The organism is Neokomagataea tanensis (genome assembly GCF_006542335.1).
In the GTDB taxonomy this organism is placed as follows: Bacteria; Pseudomonadota; Alphaproteobacteria; order Acetobacterales; family Acetobacteraceae; genus Gluconobacter; species Gluconobacter tanensis.
Genome location: NZ_CP032485.1, coordinates 898,744 through 921,460, shown reverse-complemented (window position 1 = coordinate 921,460; position 22,717 = coordinate 898,744). Strand labels below are relative to the sequence as shown.

At 52.7% G+C, this 22,717-nt stretch carries 17 protein-coding genes; 4 read left to right on the top strand and 13 right to left on the bottom strand.

From position 1 onward, the window contains the following. Nucleotides 1-6: 6 nt before the first annotated feature. The 7 genes from D5366_RS04240 to D5366_RS04210 all read right to left on the bottom strand — a co-directional run bounded on the left by D5366_RS04240 (nucleotide 7) and on the right by D5366_RS04210 (nucleotide 9,248). Nucleotides 7-1,953 carry a glycosyltransferase family 4 protein gene (locus tag D5366_RS04240; RefSeq protein ID WP_141492428.1) on the bottom strand — a complete coding sequence of 649 codons (1,947 nt, stop codon included), beginning with the start codon at nucleotides 1,951-1,953 and terminating at the stop codon, nucleotides 7-9. Between the two features lie 27 nt (nucleotides 1,954-1,980). Further along, complete coding sequence (locus D5366_RS04235) at nucleotides 1,981-4,602, bottom strand: Hint domain-containing protein (RefSeq protein WP_240775343.1); 2,622 nt, start codon at nucleotides 4,600-4,602, stop codon at nucleotides 1,981-1,983. 132 nt (nucleotides 4,603-4,734) lie between these two features. Continuing rightward, nucleotides 4,735-6,141: a DNA repair protein RadA gene (radA, locus tag D5366_RS04230; RefSeq protein WP_141492427.1), complete on the bottom strand. Its 1,407-nt coding sequence runs from the start codon at nucleotides 6,139-6,141 to the stop codon at nucleotides 4,735-4,737. Nucleotides 6,142-6,157: 16 nt separating this feature from the next. Further along, nucleotides 6,158-6,379: a hypothetical protein gene (locus tag D5366_RS04225; RefSeq protein WP_141492426.1), complete on the bottom strand. Its 222-nt coding sequence runs from the start codon at nucleotides 6,377-6,379 to the stop codon at nucleotides 6,158-6,160. After that, the gene (locus tag D5366_RS04220) at nucleotides 6,376-7,191 is read right to left on the bottom strand and encodes an ABC transporter ATP-binding protein (protein ID WP_141492425.1); all 816 of its coding nucleotides are present in this window, start codon (nucleotides 7,189-7,191) and stop codon (nucleotides 6,376-6,378) included. The genes D5366_RS04225 and D5366_RS04220 overlap by 4 nt, the downstream gene beginning before the upstream one ends. Beyond that, nucleotides 7,188-7,973, bottom strand: coding sequence for an MlaE family ABC transporter permease (locus D5366_RS04215; RefSeq protein ID WP_141492424.1), 786 nt, complete (start codon nucleotides 7,971-7,973; stop codon nucleotides 7,188-7,190). Before D5366_RS04215 ends, D5366_RS04220 begins: the two co-directional genes overlap by 4 nt. 54 nt (nucleotides 7,974-8,027) lie before the next feature. Next, nucleotides 8,028-9,248: a hypothetical protein gene (locus D5366_RS04210; RefSeq protein WP_141492423.1), complete on the bottom strand. Its 1,221-nt coding sequence runs from the start codon at nucleotides 9,246-9,248 to the stop codon at nucleotides 8,028-8,030. A gap of 245 nt (nucleotides 9,249-9,493) precedes the next feature. On the opposite strand from D5366_RS04210, the gene D5366_RS04205 reads away from it, so the two are divergent. From D5366_RS04205 to cysC, 3 genes are all read left to right on the top strand, one after another. After that, nucleotides 9,494-10,174 carry a phosphoadenylyl-sulfate reductase gene (locus tag D5366_RS04205; RefSeq protein ID WP_141492422.1) on the top strand — a complete coding sequence of 227 codons (681 nt, stop codon included), beginning with the start codon at nucleotides 9,494-9,496 and terminating at the stop codon, nucleotides 10,172-10,174. 68 nt (nucleotides 10,175-10,242) lie between these two features. Beyond that, nucleotides 10,243-11,037: a sulfate adenylyltransferase subunit CysD gene (cysD, locus tag D5366_RS04200; RefSeq protein ID WP_141493819.1), complete on the top strand. Its 795-nt coding sequence runs from the start codon at nucleotides 10,243-10,245 to the stop codon at nucleotides 11,035-11,037. Nucleotides 11,038-11,039: 2 nt separating this feature from the next. After that, on the top strand, nucleotides 11,040-12,920 hold the full coding sequence (gene cysC, locus D5366_RS04195; RefSeq protein WP_141492421.1) for an adenylyl-sulfate kinase: 1,881 nt from the start codon (nucleotides 11,040-11,042) through the stop codon (nucleotides 12,918-12,920). A gap of 50 nt (nucleotides 12,921-12,970) precedes the next feature. Here the strand turns inward: cysC and D5366_RS04190 are convergent, their stop codons facing one another. From D5366_RS04190 to D5366_RS04175, 4 genes are all read right to left on the bottom strand, one after another. After that, nucleotides 12,971-13,297 (bottom strand): zinc ribbon domain-containing protein YjdM, encoded by a 327-nt coding sequence (locus D5366_RS04190; RefSeq protein WP_141492420.1) that lies wholly within the window; start codon nucleotides 13,295-13,297, stop codon nucleotides 12,971-12,973. Nucleotides 13,298-13,378: 81 nt separating this feature from the next. Then, the gene (locus D5366_RS04185) at nucleotides 13,379-14,920 is read right to left on the bottom strand and encodes a cryptochrome/photolyase family protein (protein WP_141492419.1); all 1,542 of its coding nucleotides are present in this window, start codon (nucleotides 14,918-14,920) and stop codon (nucleotides 13,379-13,381) included. Between the two features lie 250 nt (nucleotides 14,921-15,170). Continuing rightward, nucleotides 15,171-16,385 carry a cation:proton antiporter gene (locus D5366_RS04180; protein WP_141492418.1) on the bottom strand — a complete coding sequence of 405 codons (1,215 nt, stop codon included), beginning with the start codon at nucleotides 16,383-16,385 and terminating at the stop codon, nucleotides 15,171-15,173. A gap of 140 nt (nucleotides 16,386-16,525) precedes the next feature. After that, nucleotides 16,526-17,761: an MFS transporter gene (locus D5366_RS04175; RefSeq protein WP_141492417.1), complete on the bottom strand. Its 1,236-nt coding sequence runs from the start codon at nucleotides 17,759-17,761 to the stop codon at nucleotides 16,526-16,528. A gap of 199 nt (nucleotides 17,762-17,960) precedes the next feature. Here D5366_RS04175 and D5366_RS04170 point away from each other — a divergent pair, with 199 nt between their 5' ends. Next, a complete protein-coding gene (locus tag D5366_RS04170) occupies nucleotides 17,961-19,418 on the top strand; it encodes a sugar porter family MFS transporter (RefSeq protein WP_141492416.1) in 1,458 nt (485 codons plus the stop codon). Here the strand turns inward: D5366_RS04170 and D5366_RS04165 are convergent. Next, entirely contained in the window at nucleotides 19,394-20,719 is a 1,326-nt protein-coding gene (locus D5366_RS04165) for a UDP-glucose dehydrogenase family protein (RefSeq protein WP_205839602.1), read from the bottom strand. The genes D5366_RS04170 and D5366_RS04165 overlap by 25 nt on opposite strands. Nucleotides 20,720-20,857: 138 nt before the next feature. Further along, the gene (locus tag D5366_RS04160; RefSeq protein ID WP_240775342.1) at nucleotides 20,858-22,543 is read right to left on the bottom strand and encodes a hypothetical protein; all 1,686 of its coding nucleotides are present in this window, start codon (nucleotides 22,541-22,543) and stop codon (nucleotides 20,858-20,860) included. Nucleotides 22,544-22,717 lie beyond the last annotated feature (174 nt).

Here is a 22,717-nt window from a genome sequence, read left to right as displayed (position 1 = left end):
TCGATCTCAATGCAGATCGAAGGGGACCTCCTCCCTGGTAGGGGGTTCGCAGGAAGGCAAAAAAGGTTGAAAAGCTGAGGTAATATTTTCTTCGGTAAATCTCTCGCGCAGCAGCGCCCGGGCAGCCGTAATGTGCGCCTTGGCGACGCTGGGCTTAAGGTGTTTGAGAATACTCTGCGCAAAGGCGTCAGCTGCTCCAGCGATAGAATGCTTCAAAACGGGATGATCATCGGCGACAATACCCTCTGAGGCGGTGGGGGTCATGATGATTGGCAACCCGAAGGACCATGCTTCAAGAATTTTTCCCTTTATGCCGGCACCAAATCGCAAGGGTGCAACGCAGAGAGTTACGCCCTCTAGCGCGCTGCCAATATCTGAGACATGCCCTATGATCTCTACGTTCGGGCCCGTCAGCATGTGGAGTGCATGAGGCATGGCGCTGCCAATTAAGCGGCAGGTCAGCGTTGGGATATGCTGTGTGAGATAGGGTAGAATCTCCATTACCAGCCATTTTGCGGCATCGAGGTTAGGGGCGTGAGCAAAATGCGCCACGAAAGCAATAACAGGGGCAGACGGCGCGGTGGTTTTACTGCGCCTGTGGAGTGGTACATCCCAAGGTACAACATATGTTTTCGCTGTGGGGACGTTGCATTTTAACAAATGAGCCTCGGTTTCGGAGTGCGTGATGACGGCGTCCGCAAGCCATGCGCACATATTTTCTCTGAACTCTAATCGTTGTGCCATTTTGGTTAGTTCAGGTCGCTGCTCGCAGAGTGCTTGACGGTGAAAGCGGAGCGAGGCGAGGTCCGCAATGCTCCAGATAAGTTGAGCAGTTGGAGCAAAAGCGCGGCTGAGGGCGGAATAACTCTCTGCGTTATTAAGGCGATGCAAATAAATGGCTTCGAGCCCGTCTCCGAGGCGTTTTAAGGCTTCTTCAGGCCCTGTGAAGATGGGCGGCATGAGGCATGTCACCCCAAGAGTAGAGAGGCGTAAGTTGTCTTCTTCCGTTGGTGGACGGCGTGAAGGAATAAAACAGCAATCATACCCCAAGCGTTGCATGGCACGAATATGAGACAATAAAGCGACGGACCCTGCATCGCGCGTTGGGTCCGGCGCTTGATCATCAATCACGAGGATACATGGACGTACGGAGGCTTCAGCCTTCTCAAAAAGGCGGATTGCTCGTTGTGAGGAGTCTCGTTCGGCGCGGGCTGTAATGTCTGCGGCTGATGAATCGCGGAGGGCGTGTGTTTGCTCGGTTAGGAAGGTCAAAGTGCTTTGGCGTTCAGCCTCACTTTTGGTGGATTTAAATATTTGGCTGAGAAAATGTTTTACGTCAGGTGTAAGGGTGTTGGTGCGTGGCAGGCCGCGCGGCTCTTGAAATGGGGTAGTACCATGCGTGAGGGAGATGCTGTGGTCTGTGAAGAGATTTAGGGCAGGAATAAAAACATGCTCGAAGCCATATCGTCCGTGGTCAAGCCCTGCCTCACGTAAATCATGGCGGAAGCGGTTTGCGGCAATACGCTGAATCCTCTGCCCGTCTATGTGCAGGGTGAGCCAGACGGTGCGTTCAGGGTTTAGGCGATCACGGACCCAACCAGCAATTTTGTGCCTGTCCGTGAGGTCTATGCAGCCTTCCAGCGCGCTAGGCAGCGGTGGAATTGAAATTGGGGTATTATTGAGCGGGTGTCGGGTATCTGCGTTGCAGATGTCGATCACGCAGCCCTCATGAGGCGGTGGTTCTGGCCAGAACCACTGGAACGCGCAGTGTCCCCCGCGCCCGTTTTCTATGAGGTCGGCACGGAACGTGTCAGTATTGATTTCATCAATGACTACGCCGTCTTGTAGGATGAGCAAACGTAGGTTTTGGTCAGGGGTATTTTTATCAATGGCCCAGCCTGCAATCTCGTAACGATTGCAGACATCAAGATAGCCCGTGAGGGAAGAAGGCACGAATATGGTTACCTTGGACGTATAAAATCAGGCCGTGCGATGTCGGCTCGATGACGCAAGGGAAAAGAGTTTTTCCTGAATACGTGCAAGCTCCGTACCACCCTCAAGGCGAGGTGCACAGTAGAGCGCTGCTGTTTTGGGGCGGTTTGGGTATAATTCTTCGTAGCTTTGTGCATTATGAAACATATTGCGTGAGCCGTCATCTAGGAAGCTTTCCGTGGGGCTTCCTTCAGCCAAGAGGATGTCGTGTGTTTCGAGCTCTATGTGGATGTAAGCGATAATATCTTTTGGGTTTTTTATTTGGACAACCGTGTGGTCGTTGATCAGATGAAGAGCGGGCACCAGATATCCATCGATAAACATGGCATGGAGCGGAGAAACCGTTAGGTCCCGTTTGGGAAGACCGTCGCCTAGGGAGCCTGCTGTAAATTTTACAGGCAATATATCTCGATTACCAAAAGCGAAAATGGGGTCGTAGGAGCGTGTCCCAATCCAATGAATTTTACGCGACTTTCCCCCAGCCGTCAGCACAAGATCGCCGATGGCGAGATCCTCCACAAGGCGTTCGCCATCAGGGGTCATGATATGCGTACCTGGGCAGAAACAGGGTGTGCCAATAACAAGGTCAACACCGCTACCCGAGGGTGCTTGTTGAAAAGAAAAAGGCGTTGTGGCGCTTGGGAGTGCAATTTCGTTAATAACGGTACCGTTTGATAAAACATTAAGGACAGCACCGGAGTTTTGCGCCTGAGAGGTCACCTTAGAGGCAGCAAATAAGGTGCTGAACTGTGTACTTTGCGTGACGATGGTACCGGATATTCCAGATAATGTTGCCCCTGCTCCTTGGAGTAAAATTGTAGCGCGCGGGTCGATGTTGACGTTGCCTAAAATATTGGCGTTTTGATTGAGAGAGATGCTTGCGCCGCTCATTGCTGTGAGGTTGGTAACTGTAGTGTTGCTACCGACCAGTAATTGTGTGCCTGAAATGAGCGAGACGTTTGTCAGAGTGCCGCCATTATCAATGATCGTCGCAAGCGCCGTAGAGCCAATATTCGGATACCGGCTATCCTGAAGTATATAACCTGATAAAGTCGTGATGTTATTGGCTGTGCCGCCATCAATGTTTAAAGTTCCTCCAGACGTGATGGTCGCTGTGTTCAATACACCGCCGCTGGAGACAATCTGCGTGCCAGCCAAGGACGCGTATTGGTTATCAAAATATTTTCCGGCGGGGACGATGGCACCTGTAATTGCAACATTCTCGGAAATTGCACCGCTTTCAATGACGGAACTAGCCGCAAGGCCGATAGTTGTCCCGCTAGCATAACCGCCCGATTCAATGACCTGGCTGGCGCTTGCGGTTGTATAATAAGTGGCAGTGGCCATACCCAGCCCGGTATCGAATGCAGCGCCGGAAATTACGGTGTTCAACGCTGCTCCGCCGGCTTCGACCGTTTGTGAAGCGGGCACGGCGATAGTGGGGACACCTGGGGTATTGGTATAAAACTCTTTCGAAGCTCCGCTAATAATGCTGCCCGATACAGCAGAACCTGAAGATATGGTCTGTGATCCGGCTATTACGGGCGGTGTCTCAAAAGGCATGAGGAGTGGTGGGTTGACCACGCTTCCGGACACAACGCTGCCGGATGTGAGCGCATAAATAGCACCTGTAACCGGGTTTGTGTATGTCGGGGTCGATTGCAGGCTGAAATTGGTTAGCAAGTCCACGCCGCCGTCGGAAGCCGTGTGAAATTGGAAGGGCGTTGTTGTGTAAGGAACGGACAGAGTATTTAAGACCGTGCCGCCGGAGAGTATCTCAAGTAGCGGTGTATCGGTTTGTACTGTCTCTCCAGTGGGGGTGGTAATGGTCGTGCCAGACGATACGATTTGTCCGCTTAGTGCTCCGGTATTTGCCACCATACCGAGCGAAATGACGGCACCTGAAGCAATCGACAAACTGTCTAAGATGCTGGCACCGCTACCAAGGAGAATAGTCCCGCCGTTATTGACGGTAATATTGTGGGCGGTGGTATTAGGGGTAAGTTCCAAGGTTGTTCCGCTATTGACGGTAGCAGAAGTCAAAACACCATTATTATCGATGATGGTGCCGTTCCCGCCAGCGATCAGCGTTACGGTGTTTGCTGTACCTTTTTCTAAATCCAGTGTTCCGGCGGAAACAGTAACATTATCAGCAACCCCACCACTAGAAACGAGTTGGAGCCCGCCTGAGAGGGTAACATTTTCCGTTAAAGCGCCATTAGAGACGGTTGAGGATGCATTGTCGCCGAGTGTTGTGCCGCTCGCATATGCGCCGCTCTGCAAAGTCTGGCTGGCACGCGCGGGGGCGCTTGGCGTGTTTATGCCTGAAAGGGTGGTGTCCAACGCAGCACCGCCTGACAGGACATTTTGTGATGCGTCAACTTCGAGGGGAATAGCGGTAAAGTCTGAATAAGGCGTGCCAGTCAATGACGTGCCCGTAATGGTAGAGCCTGAAAGAGCCTGACCAGACGAAATAGTTTGAAGGCCGGGTTGAGCATACTGACTACCGGGATTTCCCGAGATCGTTCCAGCGACAATGCCTCCTTGCGACACAGTGTAAGATGTTTGTGTTGCGGAAACATAAAAATCAGATGACGAAGACACTGACATAACGCTTTACCCTCGGGAAAGAGGAATTAATAAATATAGGGAGAGTGTTTCTCGCTACAATTTATTTAGTAATGTAAAAAAGCGTTAGTTAATAAAACGTCAAAGAAAGTTTTTAATTTTAATGATTTAAATTTATTTAGAATCTTTTTGTGGTGAGAAGAGTTCTACTAGATCGGTTAAATGCCCGATTTCATGTAAAGATATGCCCGCGGGTGGTTTGCTTCGTGTTGACCCTGCCGCTACACGGCGGGGGAGTATAGCAGAGTCGAAGCCAAGCTTTACGGTTTCCTTCAGGCGTAGGTCTGTCTGTGAAACCTGACGAACTTCACCAGACAGGCCGACTTCTCCAAAATAAGCGGCTGTGGGAGAGGTGGGCGTGCCGGTTGCGGCTGAGATAAGAGCAGCAGCTACGGCCATATCTGCAGCGGGCTCATTAACGCGCATGCCGCCTGCAATGTTAAGGTGGACGTCCATGCCCGCTAATTTCAGCCCGCAACGCGCATCAAGGACTGCCAGAAGCATATTCAAGCGCGCGGTGTCCCAACCCACGACTGCGCGTCTTGGAGCACCGTCGCCCGCTTTGGGAGAGAGCAGAGCCTGAATCTCCAAGAGGACAGGGCGCGTACCTTCGAGCCCTGCAAAGATAGCAGACCCGGCAATGTTACCGCGCCGTTCGGCCAAGAAAAGTGCTGAGGGGTTCGGTACTTCTCTCAAGCCGGTATCTGTCATTGCGAAAACGCCGATTTCGTCGGTCGCACCAAAGCGATTTTTTGCTGCTCTGAGGATACGGAATTGGTGGCCGCGGTCTCCTTCAAAATACATTACGGCATCGACCATATGTTCCAGTACGCGAGGGCCAGCTAGCGCACCTTCTTTCGTGACGTGTCCAATTAAAATAAGAGCAAAGCCCAGTGTTTTGGCTAAGCGAATTAATTCAAAAGCACAGGCCCGCACCTGAGCAACGGAACCCGGTGCACTTTCGATATTTTCCAACCACATGGTTTGGATGGAATCGATCACTACAACGGTGTGTTTGCGCTCATGTTCGAGCGAGCCAACAATTTCCCCTACGTTGATAGACGCTGCTAAATCGAGGGAATCGAGGGTTTTTTTGTCTCGGTCCAAGCCAAGGCGTTGGGCTCGGATACGGATTTGGTCAACGGCCTCTTCCCCTGAAACATAGAGGACATTGTGGCCACTTTGCGCAAGCGCGCAGGTGGCTTGCAGCATGAGTGTGGATTTCCCGATACCGGGATCACCACCCACCAAGACGACAGAGGCTGGGACAAGACCGCCACCCAAAACACGGTTAAATTCGGCAATAGATGTGTTTATGCGTGGTGGTGGTTTAGCTTCACCATCAAGACGTACAGTGGTCAGGCGTGCAGAGCGCAAATTGCCTGTTTTGCGGGCCGTTGGTTCAGCCGTTTCTTCGGTAAGGGTGTTCCATTCACCGCAGGCTTCGCATTTCCCGGCCCATTTGGGTGTGCTGCTGCCACAGGATTGGCAGACGTAACGTGCAGAAGGTTTGCGGGCCATGTCGAAGCTCTTTTAATTAAACTTTTGTGCGCAAAATAGCCCGCGAAAGTGTGCGTGACAGCACCATGATCAGTACCAACCCGGCAACTGGTACTAAAATCCCGCGATGCAACTGCATGTAGCGCAAAAGTACAAACAGCATTGGTAGAGCTATGACGTAGCTTAACAACATCCGGTAGATAAGTGGGCGTGTAAAAATAGGGGGGCGTTTTCTGGGAGGTATGTTGCCGTACGTCACTTTCTGGGCTCCATATTAATAGGCCCTTCCCGGCGACCATGGGTAAATTGGTCAACCATGGCATTGCCGGAGTTCATTAGCTCGGACGCTTTGCCTTTCCAGACTAATTTGCCTTGGTAGAGCATGGCCGCATCGGTGCCTATGCGTTGTGCAGAGGGCATGTCATGGGTGATGGCAATGGCTGTTGAGCCAATTTTTTGCACACAGTCTACGATCAAGCCGTCAATGACAGCTCCCATGATTGGGTCCAGACCAGTGGTCGGCTCGTCGAAAAAGAGGATATCGGGTTGGCCAGCAATAGCGCGGGCGAGACCAACGCGTTTTTGCATGCCGCCGGAAAGCTCGCTTGGAGCTAAAGCACCAATTGATGGGTCAAGGCCGACTTGTTCCAGTAGCGTTTCGGCACGTTTGCGCGCTTGGGCCTTGGAAGGTTTGCTGCCAGTGCCTGGATGGTGCTTGGCGCGTAGGCCGAAGCCGATATTATCAGCCACGCTCATACTGTCGAAAAGTGCAGCATTTTGAAACAGCATGCCAATTTGGCGGCGCAAAATTTCCTGTCGTGCGCGCGGGGCTGTTAGAATATTTTCCCCGTCAATTTCAATGCTGCCGCTGTCGGGTTCGATCAAGCCAAGAATGCAGCGGAGCAGTACGGACTTGCCGGAGCCTGAGCCACCAATAATCACCATTGATGTGCGGGGCATTACGTCAAGGTCAATGCCATCAAGCACTTGTTTGGAGCCGAACGCCTTTGAGAGGCCCCGGATACGGATTTTTGGGGTCTGGCTCACAGTTTCACTCGCAAGTTGGCTCATTGGGAGAAGAAAAGATCCGTTAGGAGATAGTCGAACAGGAAGAGGAGGATAGATGCGCCGACAACGGCAGCCGTTGTTGCGGCCCCGACGCCTTCTGCGCCTCCGCGACTATTATAGCCGTGATAGCAACCCAAGAGCGAAATCAGGAATCCGAAAGTAGCGGCTTTTGCAAGGCCAACGACGACATCGATCGTCTTAAGAGATGCAAGCGTTGCCAGAATGTATGATGAAGGCGAGAAGCCGAGTTTCGCGACGGAGACAGTGAAGCCACCGAGGACACCTAGAATGTCCGCAATAAGGACAAGGCAGGGGAGCGCCAGCGTCCCGGCCAGAAGGCGTGGCGTTACCAGATACTTCATCGGGTTGGTTGAGAGAGTGGACAGCGCGTCAATCTGATCCGTTACGCGCATTGTACCAATTTCAGCAGACATCGCAGCGCCGACGCGCCCGGCAACCATAAGGCCAGCCAAGACCGGCCCTAATTCGCGGGTCACAGCTAGAACAACAATACCTGCAATGGCGCTTTGAACATGGTATTGGCCGAAGCCAGTATAGGACTGCAAAGCAATCACAGCACCAGAGAAGAGTGCAGTAAGCGCAACGACTGGCAGTGAGAAAAACCCGATCTCAAGCAAGCTCGTGAAAAAGACACGCCAGTAGAACGGCGGACGCACAAGATGCGACAGGCCCTCAAGAGCAAAAAGAGCTAAGGCACCCGCGTGGCGGATGAGCCCTAAGACGGCGCGGCCAATGGCCGCAATGAGTTCTATAACGGCGTTCACCCTTCTGCCCCTACCTCGCCTTTGAGCTTACGTCAAAGTTCTGTGATGTGTGTATCAATTATGTGACGGTGTGGCGGTTGTGTTTGTAGGCGCGGCAGAGCTGTTTTCTGGTGGAGTAGGTGGAGCAGAGACGGCCTCTTTCGGGGGAGTATTTGAGGGCGGCGGTGCTGAATTTATTGGGGCCTTCGGCGCTGATGGGACGGAAACAGAAGGGAGTGCCTGTTGAGTGGGAAGGGTGGGAGGGGTTTGTGGTGGCGGCGGCGCTGGCAGCGCCGGAGGGGGAAGCTGTATTTGAGGGGGAGGGGCAGCAATCACTGGCGGAGCGCTCGGCGCGGTGTAAGGCGGAGGCGCTGGTATTGCGGGCATAGAATGAATTGGTGGCTGTGCTGGTGCAGGAGGAGTCGGTACGGCGGGCTGCTGCACCAAATTTGGCGGCGCAGCTACAGCTGGAGTGCTGGCTACCGCGACAGCAGGCGCTGGTTGAACGTCCCCAACATGAACATTGCCGGTGCCTGACCGCATAACTGGCCCACTTACATGCGCTATGGAGACAGCGCCTGTACCATTGGCCGTTACTGTGGCGAGTGAAGCAGTGCTGGCGAGTGTGGCAGATGCGTTATCGGCTGTAACAAGGGTTAGAGCCTCAATGGTGCCCTGCGCGACATTGAGTGTCGCGTCGTTGCTCAACTGGGCGGAGAAAGCGGTCAGGTTGGCGTAGTCCGCCGAGAAGCTTGTATTGCCTGACGCTACGATTTGTGCGGCACGATCCAATGTTTTGATATGGACGGCAGAATTGCCGCGCATACTCAGGTCCAGCGACTGGATATTATCGGCGTTGAGGGTGTTGGAATCCAAGCTTGCGTCAAGCGATGCCAATTTGCCCGAGATCGTGAAATGTGTGTCACGGCTATCGTGGATAGAAATGCCAGTAATTGGCGAAACACTGATAGTCACGTGCCCATCTGGCGCGCAGCTTTTGGTGGAGATGGAGATGCGGCTTTCAGCTTCGTCTTTGCCGCCCCGGAGCATGACCTGTGTGGCGTTAGTGCTGTCGAGTGTTGCGCCATCTTTCATAGATGGGTCAACGATGATGCGTACACTCCCTGAGCAAGGCACGGTCAGGTCCAGGTCTTCGCCGGACATGGTGATGCGTGCGGCGTGAGCAGGCAGAGCTAATGTGCTGGTCAGGAGTGTGGCGGCACAAAGAGCGCGCAGGAGTTGGGTGTGAGCTTTCCGCAGGGTAATGGGTGTCAGGTATGTGGTGCGGGCTTGCATCCTCAGCTCCTTGCGTGCCGCTCGATCAGGCTGATGCGATATGGCCTTGACCGGCTGTAATGTCCATTCACTTTAGCACGGGTGAGGGCAGGCTGTCAGGCGAATGCTTTTTGTTAAAATTCACTAAAATAAAAGGTAATACCATATTATATCGTTGAAATTGGCGCCGTGACGTTCTATGTCTGCTCCTCTCTTGCTTGCACAGCACGGCCGCGGTGGCGCTGGCGAAGGATTGGGTGGTGCTAATGTCTCTTTCCCCAACCGAGTTGAAAGCCCTTCTGGAAACCCCAGAAGAGGATGTGCTTGCGCGTGTTTTGTCTGAATTTCGGGGGCGTGTGGCTGTCATTTCCTCTTTCGGAGCTGAATCGGCCGTTCTGCTAGATTTGGTTGCTCAGAGGGATGTCTCTGTTCCGGTTTTTTTTCTGGATACGCAGCGGCACTTCGCGGAGACTCTCGCTTACCGCCACGAATTGACGCAGGCTTTGTTATTGGAAGACGTGCGGGTTATTGGCCCGACGCCGAGACAACTTAAAGATAGGGACCCTCAGGACCAGCTTGCGGCTTTCGACCCAGATGCATGTTGTGCATTGCGGAAAGTTGAACCGCTGGATAGCGTTCTACCGGAATTTGATTTGTGGCTGACAGGGCGGAAGCGGAGTCAGGCGCAAACGCGGGCGGCTTTGCCCGTGGTGGATGTACAACCTGACGGCAGGGTGAAAATTAACCCGCTGGCTGGTTGGGGGCCAGAACGGGTGGAGGCGGTAATGCGCGCGCGTGGTTTGCCGCGTCATCCGCTTGTGGCTCAGGGATATACGTCAATCGGTTGTGCGCCCTGCACCCGTGCGATTGGCGAAGGTGAGGATGCGCGGGCCGGCCGCTGGGCTGGTCTTGCAAAAACGGAATGTGGCATTCATCGCCCAAGTTAGGGGATGAAGACGCCATGCAGACGGAGACCAGAATGACCTCGGGCACATCTCAGGCAACGCCTCGTGTTATGGATGATCTTGACCAGTTGGAAGCGCAAAGCATTTTTGTTCTGCGCGAGGCACATCGGAAGTTAAAGCCGCTCTCGTTGCTTTGGTCATTGGGCAAAGACAGCAATGTAATGGTGTGGCTGGCACGTAAAGCCTTTATGGGGCGTGTACCTTTTCCGGTGATGCATGTGGATACGGGTAAGAAATTCCCAGAGATGTATGCGTTCCGCGAAGAATACGCCAAGAAATGGGATTTAGACTTGATTTTGGGCGATTGCCCGCCCGTTGAAGAGATTGATCCCTCTTTGCCCCCAGCTGCACGTTCTGCGGCACGAAAAACAGCGGGTTTGGCAAAGCTGATTGATGAGCGGAAATTACGGGGTGTGATCGCAGGTATCCGCCGTGATGAGCAAGCAACACGCGCCAAGGAGCGTGTATTTAGCCCGCGCGGTGCGGGGCATCGTTGGGATGTGCGCAATCAGCCCCCAGAATTCTGGGATCAATATGCAACACCGTATGAAGACGGCATGCATATTCGTGTGCACCCGCTGCTATCCTGGCGCGAGATTGATATTTGGCGCTACATCGAGCGCGAGAATATTCCGCTTGTGGACCTTTATTTTGCGAAAGACGGCAAACGCTACCGTTCACTGGGCGATCAAGACATCACCAGCCCGGTAGAAAGTAACGCGTCAACAGTAGCGGAAGTTATTGCTGAGCTGGAAAATAGCAAAACGTCCGAGCGTGCCGGCCGGGCAATGGATCATGAATCAGAAGACGCATTTGAGCGCCTGCGTGTGGCGGGGTATCTGTAAAAATGGGTGATACAATCGTGAACCAAACGCTGGAGCAGGCCTATCGTGCCGCCGCCACACCTATTGTTATCGTCGGGCATGTAGACCACGGAAAGTCCACGCTGATTGGCCGTTTGCTGTACGACACGGATAGTCTCCAAGATGGCAAACTGGCGCAGATTGTTGAGAGCAGTCGTAAGCGCGGTCTTGCTGTTGAGTGGAGCTTCTTGCTGGACTCTCTTCAGATTGAGCGTGACCAAGGGGTTACGGTTGATTCCACGCGTATTCCCTTCCGTTTAGGGAGCCGTGAATTTGTTATCGTGGACGCGCCGGGCCATCGGCAGTTTTTGCGTAACATGATTACAGGTGCGGCAGACGCCGAGGCTGCCGTCCTCGTGGTGGACGCCAAGGAAGGTGCACAAGAGCAGACGCGTCGCCATGCGCTCTTGCTGCGTTTGATCGGTATTCGCCATGTGATCGTGTTGTTGAATAAAGCCGATATGCTGGGCTTTGATGAAGCGCAGATTGCTCAGGCAGAAAGTGACGTCCGCCAGCTATTGGGTCGGTTAGAGATTACCGTGGAAGCAGTTGTGCCTGCGTCTGCGCGCGATGGTGATAACATTGCTAGCCGCTCTGAGCGTTCTGCTTGGTACAAAGGGCCCACGCTGGTTGAAGCGCTGTCAAATGTGCAGCCACCGGCTCCACGCTTGGCGTTACCCTTCCGTATGCCAGTGCAGGATGTGTACCGTTTTGACGGTGTGCGTTATGTCGCTGGGCGCATTGAACGCGGTACAGTGCGTCAGGGCGATAAGCTGGCAATAGGTGTGCAAGGGCAGGTCGCTACTGTTGCAGAGGTTTGCCGTTGGCATGCGCCTGAGCATCCTGTAGCAGGGGCAGGAGAGTCCATTGCGCTGCGTCTGGAGCCGGATCTGGTGCCTGACCGTGGCGATTTGCTCTTCCCCGCCGGGCAAAGCGAGAACGCGCCGATTAAATCCGCACGGCTGCGCACGCGCTTGTTCTGGTTGCGGGGGGAACCCTTGCGTGTTGGTGAGAGCTTTACCTTACGTCTAGCCACAGCCGAGCATGACGTCACGGTAGCGTCGATTGACGCAGTGGTAGACCTAGACGATCTCAGCATGGGGCCGGGAGACATCGTCCAGCCCGACGGCTTTGCGGAGGTCACGCTCGCTGCGTCACATGCGTTATTGTTCGATGCTTTTACGCCGGGTTTGGGTGATGGGCGCGGTGTACTGGTGGACCGTTTCCAACGCATTGTTGGTGGCGCGCCGCTTATTGGAGAAGCGGAGCTGGATGAGGGGGTCTTGGCCATTCATCCGACGGGAAGTCGCGTATCTGCTGAGGCACAACAACGTGCGCGCGGGCACCGTAACGGAGTGTTCTGGCTGACGGGCCTTCCAGGCTCTGGCAAAAGCACTGTCGCACGCGCGGCAGAGTTGGCTTTAACAGAGCAAGGTGTGCAGGCGACAGTTCTTGATGGTGATACTCTGCGCGCTGGTTTGTGCAGCGATCTTGGCTTTTCACCGGAAGACCGACGGGAGAATATCCGCCGCGCGGCGCATGTAGCGAAAATCTTGGCAGAAAGCGGCCAAGTTGTGGTGGTTGCACTGGTCTCACCGTTGCGGGAAGATCGGGAGCAGGCACGCCGGATTATTGGTGAAGGTTTCCATGAGGTATTCGTGGACACACCGCTGGAAACTTGTGAAACGCGCGACCCCAAAGGCTTATATGCTGCAGCGCGTTCGGGGAAGATTGCGGAATTTACGGGAGTATCTGCACCGTATGAAGCGCCATTGGAGCCCGAACTTCGTTTAGCGGCGGATCTGAGTGAAGAAGAGGCTAGCGGGAGCCTGACAGGGTATGTACTGCGGGCTGTGCAGCCATAACCCATGCTCTTTGGGGCACAGTGCTTGACTGTGCCCCAAAGAGTGGCGTTTCAGACTTTACGTAAAAATTCGGCTTTGAGCATGTAACTGCCTGCTTCAACGGCGTGGTCGCCCCCGCGCAGGCGTATATTTTTAATTTTTGTTCCGACTTTTAGAGAGTTGGAGCCGCCTTTGATTTTTAAATCCTTAATAATCATCACGGTATCGCCGTCAGAGAGGGGAGTGCCGTTTGCATCGCGGATAATGTCGTCATCAACAGGGGTGTCCGCATTAGCTGACGGCCATTCATATCCACAAATGTTGCAGACATGGTGAGACCCTTGGAGGTGATTATCTTCAAGCGTGCATTGTGGGCAGGTATGTGTTGTTGTGTTCATGGTATGCTATTTATTCTTGGTAAATGGATGAAGCAATATACTTCTCGTGGAGGTGATAGTGCTGAGGTAATATTTATGGCTCTATAGACTATCTAAAAATTCGGACGATTTTTTTAAAATAACTTCTTTTTCGTTTTCATCGATGCGCTTTAGATTACGCAAGGCAAAAGACATTCTGTGATTTTTGCTCAGGTATTTTTCATTTTTAATGAGAAAGCTCCAGTATAAAAAAGTAAATGGGCACGAGTTTTCTTTTATTCTCGTTTTTATGTCATAAGTACAATTCTTGCAGTAATCCGACATATTATGAATATAACGACCTGATGCTGCGTAAGGCTTGGAACTCATCAGGCCACCATCCGCAAAAAGCGCCATACCGTGGACGTTGGGGAGTTCAACCCACTCAAAGGCGTCAATATAAACGGCGAGGTACCACCGCTCGATTTCTTTAGGCTCGATCCCAGCGAGTAAAGCAAAATTCCCAGTAATCATTAGGCGTTGAATATGGTGGCCGTAAGCATATTCCTGAATTTGCTGTATGGATTGTGCCATACACACCATTTTTGTATCACCTGACCAGTACAGAGAGGGGAGTTTTCGGTCAGCATCAAGCGCGTTGCTGTCGGGGTAATCAGGCATTTTTAGCCAGTAAATGCCGCGTATATATTCTCTCCAGCCGATTATTTGGCGGATAAAACCCTCAACAGATTCGATCGGGGCGTGGTGATCGTAATAAGCAGCTTCTGCTGCTTCACAGACCTCTTGTGGGTTGAGCAAACCGATATTGATGTAGGGTGATATGAGTGAATGTTTAAGGAACGGGGCATCCTTTTTCATGGCATCTTGGTATTTTCCAAACTCGGGGAGAGAGTGCTCTATAAAATCTTCTAATGCTCGGACGGCATCTTTGCGCGTAACGGCCCATTCAAAATTGTCGAGATTTCCGAAGTTTTTTGAGTATTTCTCTTCTACAAGTTTTTGTATTTGACGTGTTGTAGAGTCCGGTGTGAAGCGTAGGCGCTCCGGTGGGGCGCAGTCTTTAGGCCATGTTTGGCGGTTTTCAGTATCGTAATTCCATTGTCCGCCTTGGGGAGTTTCATTATCTTGCATGAGGAGGCCCGTTTCGGCCCTCATTTCCCGGTAAAAATACTCCATACGCAGACCGCGCCGTTTATGAGCCCATCGTGAAAAACGCGCGGGTGAACAAATAAACCGTGTATCTTCTAGAATATTCACGGGTATTTTGAAGGATTTTTCCCACGCCTTCACCATGGAAAGAACACGCCACTCGCTGGGATGAGTAACGATAATTTTTTTTATATTGAATTGTTCGGTGGCACGTTGGACTTCGTCTGTAAAATTGCCCCTGTTTTCTGTGTCGTCCAGAGCCACGTAGTGGACGTTATGACCTTTATCGCGGAGTTCTTGAGCAAAATGGCGCATTGCTGAGAGAATGAGGGTAATTTTCTGTTTGTGGTGAGGAACATATTCGACCTCCTCCAGCACTTCACAGAGCATTATGAGGTCATTTTTTCCGCATTTCTGGAGAGCTGCAATGTCGTGTGAGAGTTGATCTCCCATGATGAGGCGCAAGGTAGAATAAGTGTTGGATGCGTCGGACATTGGGAACCCTCAATAGGCTGTTCCTCGGCTAAACGTATAGCTGGTTCGTGGGGTTCAAATTTCGCCGCTCAAAGGTCTTTAACGGTGAGATTGCTGTGGGGCGATTTTCTGGCGTTCCAAGAGTTCAAAAGTAGGAGCGCAATATGAAGGCGAATCTTCATCACCAGTTCTTGGATGACTAATTGAGGGTTCTCGTTTTAATACAAAAATAATGGAGCAGGGTTTGATAACTGCCCCATTATTGAAGAGATCACGACGTTTTTTCACGCGGTGCAACGAGTTTAAAGAGCGGTCCGGTGAGCGTTGTGGAAATCACAGCCAAAATCATCAGCGAGGCAAAAGCGAATTCTGACAACATGCCTTGTGCGTGAAGGATGGTTGCGGCCACGATTTCCATCAAGCCCTTACACTGCAGCAGTGTCCCAACACTTAAAGACTGGCGTAATGTTAGGCCTTTGGTGGGGGGGAAAATGCAAACGGCAGCAATTTTGGTGACGATCGAAACCGCGACTAAAGCGAGCGATGCAATGACAGACGGCCATGTTAGGGCATCACCATCTATGTGAAGGCCGCTGTGGCCAAAGAACATGGGAGCCAACCAAACGAGAGAGAACGTCCCGACAGCCTCTATGGGTAAGCGGCGAGCCCATGAGGGGGGCATTATCGCGCCAGCGAAGTAGGCACCGATCAGTTCGTGCAACCCAAGTTGCATGCTGGCCCAAGACCCGGCAGCCAAATAAACTGGAACGGTAATCCAAATAACCCAAGATGGGGGGTTGCGGAGGTGCCGTGAGGCCCAGTTTCCGCCTGCTGCAAGGGCGATAAGCAGTAACACTGCAAGCCCCTCCAAACCGCTCCAACCGTGCAAGGCCGCACTGCCTTTAGCGGCAAATTGCAGAACGGCAAGGCCAATCCATAAGGTTGCATCATCAATAACAGCGAGTTTCAGTGCCAGTTGGCCCAGAGGCTTTTGGGAGGGTTTGAGCTCACGGACAACGCCGATCAGAACAGGCAAAGCACTGACAGCGATACATAGGCCTATCGACGCTGCTGCGACCAAGTGTGTGGCATGTGCTGGGTGCCAGCCATTGAGCGGAAGGAGGTAAGACAGCGCGAAGATCGAGCCAATAACGAACGGGCCACCGAGAGCGACGAAAGCGCCACCAATCAAACGAGGCAAGGTGGGCGGGGGTAAGGCGTTATCGTCTACATTTCCGGCAGGTTTTTGCCACATCTCTAGGCCCGCAGTGAAGGCAAGCACGAGAACTGCGACCCAACCAATATAGTTTCCGTATAGAGACGGTATGCCCAGTGACTTAACGGGAACATGCCAGACCGCCATGAGAATGCCGACTAGTATGGGCAAAACCGCAATAGGTAATGCGCGATTTGTAATGCGCCATAAAAGCCATGGCAGCACAACAAAGAGACCAGCATCCGCAAGAAGAGCGGCAACATTATGCATTGAGTGTTTCCTGTCGCTCGTTTGAACTAAGAGCTTAGGGGAAATGTTTTCTTATATGCAAATTATGGGCGGCCCCATCAATTTTGACATGCACAGTTAAATAAATCCGTAGCGTCTCATATCGCAAATAAATCGTGCTGTTATCTTTTTTTAGGGCCTATGAGGCTTCCCACTGTTAGAGCTAAGTAGCAAGATAAAGCACCGAGCGCGATTGACCAGCGCGGGCCTAGAGTGTCGGCTACCCAGCCTGCTATTGGTGCTCCTATTGGTGTGCCTCCCAGTATAACGCCCATCCGTAATGCAATAACGCGACCTCTGTAAGCAGGTTCTGTCGCAAGTTGCATGAGGGTATTTGATACGTTCGTGAACAGCAGCGCTGAAATGCCAACGCTGATTATAGCAATGCCAAACAGCCAATAGTTTGGGGCGAGAGCGGCAGCAGTACAACTGAGGCCAAGTAGCCCAGCTGCGTATAGGAGGCTCGTGTATCGGTTTGCACGTTCAAAACCGCTTAGGGCTGCCCCTATCACGGACCCGACAGCCATAATTGAGGAGAGTAAGCCGTAACGACTTGCTGTGGCATGGAAAACATGCACGGCCATGGTGGCAACAAACAGCGACATGTTCAGGGCAAACGTGCCAATGAGCGCCAGCATAATGAGTGTAGCGCGTAGTTCGATGTGCTTCCAAGCATAACCAAGGCCATCAATAAAACGTTGGTCTTTGGCGTGGGTGTTATTTCTTCCGTGTTGCGTACGCAGAAGAAGGAGCGAGCCGAGCACGGCAAGGAACGAAGCTCCGTTAATGAGAAATGTCCACCCTGTGCTGGTCGCATTGATAATGAAACCGCCCACAGCAGGGCCAATGAAACGAGCGGCGTTAAAAGAGATTGAGTTGAAGGATACTGCTGCCGGTAGGGCGGTGTCTCCGACCAGATCTCCGATAAAGACTTGTCTGACCGGTGCATCGAAGGATGCGGCAGTGCCAAACAAGAAGGTAAGAACGTACAGCCCCCAACGATCGATATGATGCGTGATAGTCAGTAGGCCGATCAAGACTGCAATGGCCGCCATCGTACTCTGCGTTACGATGAGGATATGGCGTCGGTTGTAACGATCAGCCAGGGTTCCCGTCCAAGGTAGGAAAAGCATTGGTGAGATAAATTGCAGCGCTATAACGGTTCCCAAAAGTGAGGCGCTGTGATGTGGAAGTTCGGTGAGCGCCAGCCAATCCTGCCCGGTGCGTTGGACCCACGTGCCGATGTTAGACACAAACGTACCAGACGCCCAAAGCGCATAATCGCGCTGTTTGAAGAGCAAAAACTGTTGCGGGGTATGGAGTTGTAGTTTCGAGCAGCGGTGGAGAATGCGGCGCATGGTGGGCGTGTCCTCTGTCTGTAGGTACGTCAGCACCGATGGGTTCGCATTCACTAATGCACCATAGAGCGGTGTAGGGGAAAAGGTCTGGTAATCTTAAAGATTAATCTGCGCGCGAAAATGTGAGGTGATTTCTTTATCTGTAGCGCTCAAGATAGGAGCATGGAAACAGATTCGCCATGTGGCGGAGGGTTCAATTATGACAAAAACACTCGACATATCTCGGAAGCTGAGTGGAGATTCGCTGAGCACGTTTATCGCTACCATTTCCGCTACAGGCGGTTTGTTGTTTGGCTATGATACGGGCATTATCTCCTCAGCTTTGTTGCAGATCAGGGCGCAGTTTGACCTGACGACGCTCGGTGCAGAGATTGTCACATCAACAATTATTCTGGGCGCTTTGATTGGGTGTCTGGGAGCGGGACCAATTTCTGACCGATGGGGCCGGCGCAAGACCATTATGCTTGCTGCTGCTCTGTTCATCATTGGGACATTCAGCGCTGCTGCTGCAGGTAGTGTGACGGTGCTTTCCGTTTCGCGTTTGGTGCTGGGACTGGCCATTGGTGCGGCCTCTCAAATCGTGCCTATCTATATTGCTGAAATTTCACCGGCCCATCGTCGTGGACGGCTCGTCGTGGCGTTCCAGCTTGCTGTCGTGATGGGTGTTACTTTCTCCTTCCTGACTGGTTATCTGCTACAGCATGCAAGCTGGCGCTGGATGTTCGGCATCGGCATGTTGCCAGCGGTAATTTTGTTTGTCGGTATGGCTTTCTTGCCAAATAGCCCACGTTGGTTGGCAATGCAGGGACGTCACGATGAAGCTTTGGACGTGCTGCTGCGGGTTCGTGCATCTGAAGACATTGCACGTGACGAATTGCACGACATCGTTTCCCAAAAGGACAGACAAGCACCTTGGTCTGAGCTGAAGAAACCATGGGTTCGTCCAGCCCTTGTTGCCTCTGTTGGTATTGCGCTGTTGTGCCAACTCACAGGTATCAACGCGATCATGTACTACGCCCCCACGATTTTTGCGGGTGCAGGGTTTGGTGAGTCTTCAGCTCTTTTGACTTCTGTCGCCGTTGGTGTGGCGATGGTTGGTGCTACATTCTTTGGTGGCTGGGCTGTAGATCGCTGGGGACGCCGCACGCTTATCCTGCGTATGCTGCCCGGCGCTGCTGTATCTTTGGTGGTTTTGGGGCTGATGTTTTCCCTCCATCTGACACAAGGCTGGGGCGCATGGGTCACGGTCCTGTCATTGATGGCTTACACAGTGTTCAATACAGGCAGCTTGTCTGTGGCGATTTGGTTGGTTGGTGCAGAAGTTTATCCTCTGTCTTGTCGTGGCAAGGGCATGAGCTTGGTCGCAGGGAGCCATTGGGGCGCCGATCTGATCATTTCTCTGACGACCCTGTCTTTGGTACGCGGCCTCGGTGCGGATATGACATTCTGGCTATTTGCCGCGGTCAATGCGTTCGCTGTCTGGTTCGTCGTTCGGTATGTGCCTGAGACAAAAGGCTATTCTTTGGAAGAACTGGAAGCACGCTTACGCAATGGCACATTCGCTCCTGCTGATCGTGCCCGCCAAACGGGCCGGTTTCTGAATAAGATTCCAGCAACCGGCACCGATGGTGTTCACGGTCGGCCGACAGAACTGTAATTGAAGCCTGAGCCGCGCATGATGCGGGGGTCCCAGATGTTTCGTAAATCAACGACAACATCGCCCCGCATTGTGTGTTTGAGGCGTTCTGGGTCTAGTGCACGAAACATATTCCATTCAGTCAGGACGACGAGGGTATCGGCGTCCTGTGCTGCGTCTAAAGCGTCTGAGCAATAGATGACGTTTTGAGGGAGCAGGGGCCGTGCTGCTTCCATCCCTTCCGGGTCAAAGACGCGCAGTATGGCACCTTGTTCATGCAGAGTTTGTATAATTGGTAATGACGCGGCTTCGCGCATGTCATCAGTGTCGGGTTTGAAGGTAAGACCGAGCACTGCAATGGTCTTGCCGTGAACGTCCCCGCCAGAGCGCGCAATGATGCGTTCTGCCATATCATGCTTGCGCTGTTCATTGATCAGGACTGTGGTGTCCACCAAACGGGCAGGAACTGCGGCATCCTGAGCAATAGCACTGAGCGCCCGCGTATCTTTAGGAAAGCAAGAACCGCCATAGCCCGGGCCGGGATTAAGGAAGCGCTTGCCTATGCGCTGGTCTAACCCCATGCCGCGTGCAACGTCGTGGATATTGGCACCAACTTTTTCACACAGGTCCGACATTTCGTTGATGAAGGTGACCTTCATGGCCAGAAAAGCATTGGCGGCGTATTTGGTCAGTTCAGCAGTTTCGAGGTCTGTGAAGACTATAGGCGCTTCAATAAGGGATAGGGGCTGATAGAGGCGGCCCATTAGCTCTTTTGCGCGCGCGCCGTTATCTTGCGTGTCACTGTTGATACCAATGATAACTCTGTCCGGGCGCATGAAATCGCCGATAGCGTTACCTTCCCGAAGGAACTCGGGATTGGAGGCAACATCAAAAGAGAGGTCAGGGCGGGTTTCTTTTAAAATATTCGCGACTTCGCGCCCAGTGCCAACGGGAACGGTGGATTTTGTTACAACGAGAAGGTCTTTTTGCGCAGCGAGTGCAATCTCACGAGTGGCGGCGTAAACGTAGGTCAGGTCAGCGTGTCCGTCGCCGCGGCGTGTAGGTGTGCCAACGGCTATGAATACCGCATCAGCATCTGTTATCGCGTTGGTTAGGTCATGCGTAAACGTCAAACGGCCAGCTTGTACATTCGATGCTACAATAGCATCTAAGCCTGGTTCGAAAATTGGGATACGTCCGTCACGCAAAGCCGATAGTTTGCTTTCGTCTCGTTCGACGATTGTGACATCAGTACCGAACTCAGCGAAACATGCTCCCGAAACGAGCCCGACATAACCACCGCCGATCATTGCGATACGCATAAAGACGTCTCTCCTTCAGTCTTATCCTAGTCCATAGCTGAGCGCTGGAAAGCAGGAAAGCCATCAAGCCCATTAAGGTTTGAGACAAAAAAATACCCGGCGTAGGAGCCGGGTATTTTCGTCAGATAATGCGCGCGCTTAGTTAAATGGCATGTAGCGCAGTGACATCATGACCATGTTGTCATCAGTATGTGGACGTCCGCCAACGCCTGAGAAAGAGTCGACATAGGTGTATGAATATTGAGCACCAATACGGACCGTGCCGTAGTCGCCTTTCAAATAGTCATACCAGAAACCGGCCGTCGCTTGCGCCACAGTTCGTACGTTGCTGCTTGCAGCACATGCGGTTGCAAGTTCCGTATTACAGCCGGACATGTTGGCGAGTGGGCTGCCATACCCATAGCCTTTGCCGCCAGACGTAAAGGCTTCACGCGACGTAACGCGCTCCGCCCCAGCATAGCCGTAGAGCTTAAGTGCTTTTGTCGGGTTTCCGTAAATGCCTAACAAAAGATTAGCCGCTGGGAGAGCCTTGGGCGCGCCTGTTGGGCTGAAAGTATAGTCAGGAATGTTAGATGTACCGTAGCGGCCTAAGCCAACGCCTGCGAGGCCCGAAGCTTGGAAGTACAGCTTCTTGTCAATGATCGGTAAGATCATGCCGCCGCCGCCGCCGCCAGCGACGGTTGTTTGGTTTTGGCCTGCTCCATTCGTGCTGACACGGTCATGGAAGAAACGCAGGATACCGGTCAGCTCGTAATGGCCCCAACCCGGATCTGCTGCGACTTTTGCGATGACGTCAGGGGCAATATCCGTAGCGTACCATGTGTCAGGGTTGTTTACGTTAGTTCCGGTCACGCGGTAGGTAACGTTGCTTTGCAGCGGCGTACCTGCCGGAACTGAAGATGGATTTTCGACGGAAAGGGCGACGTGGTAGCGGCTGTTATCGAAGCCCTTAACAACACGGAGCTGGCTATTACGTGTCCAGTTAAAACCAGGAACGTATTGTGCTTCAATGGTCAGAGGAACCTGCTCATCACGGGCTGAGAGGCCCTTATTGTAGAGGGTGATCAAAGACCAGTTCTGACCGCCAAGGATTTGCAGGTCATCAGCCCGGTCTTTCAACTCACCATAGAATACGCGAGCGCGGAGCACGTAAGAGTTTGACTGGCGCGAATTGGAGGCTGAGCCTGCGCCTTGGAAGTCAGTTTCGACGTAGCCATCTGCTTCAAGTTTCGGGCTGATCATGCCTTCAACAAGGGCGGCCAAGCGGCTTTGGCGTTCTGTTTGGCGGAACTCGGTCATGTTGTAAGTGGGGTTATTGCCCCACGGAATAGCATTATAACCCGTTGAGATGTCGGAGCCGGTGTTACGCGAGCGCCAAATGCCCGCAGCTTCAGCAAAGCCACCAAGCGTGATACGGACGCCCCCGACTTGGATTTGGCCCCGACGGAGCGGCCCATAAAGGCTTGAATGGGCAGCAGGCGTGCCTGTAATTTCACCGTAAGGTGTACCGGCTGTGCGCGCTGGAGCCAATGTAGGTTGCGCGACTGCCCAGCTTCCCTTGCCGTTCTGGCCGATCATGCCGGCGCGCGTGCCGTAAGGGTTGTTCTCAGCTTCCTCCCGTTGGTGTGCCAGAACAGCACGGGCGCGTTTTATTTCCTCAGCATGCTCTTTCTTCATGGCGCTTAGCTGGGCTTGCATGGCGTGAATTTGACGCTCCATGATTTCCATCTGGTCGGCCGCGTGAGCGCGAGGTGCTGCACTACCTAAAACGGCGAGGGCAGTGGTGGCTAAAAGTGCGGTTGTTCGGCGGGTTAAATGTGTCATTGCCGCGTCTGATTCCTTCGCATCAAATATCGTGTGCAAGTTCTTTCGGCGGATTATCCGATTTGGAGAATAGTGATGCGCGAAGGTTTCATGTCAGATATGTGACAGTTTTTTTGCAAAGTAAGTCTTTTTGGCGGATTTCTGACTTTTTTCGCATGTGAAATAATTTTTATA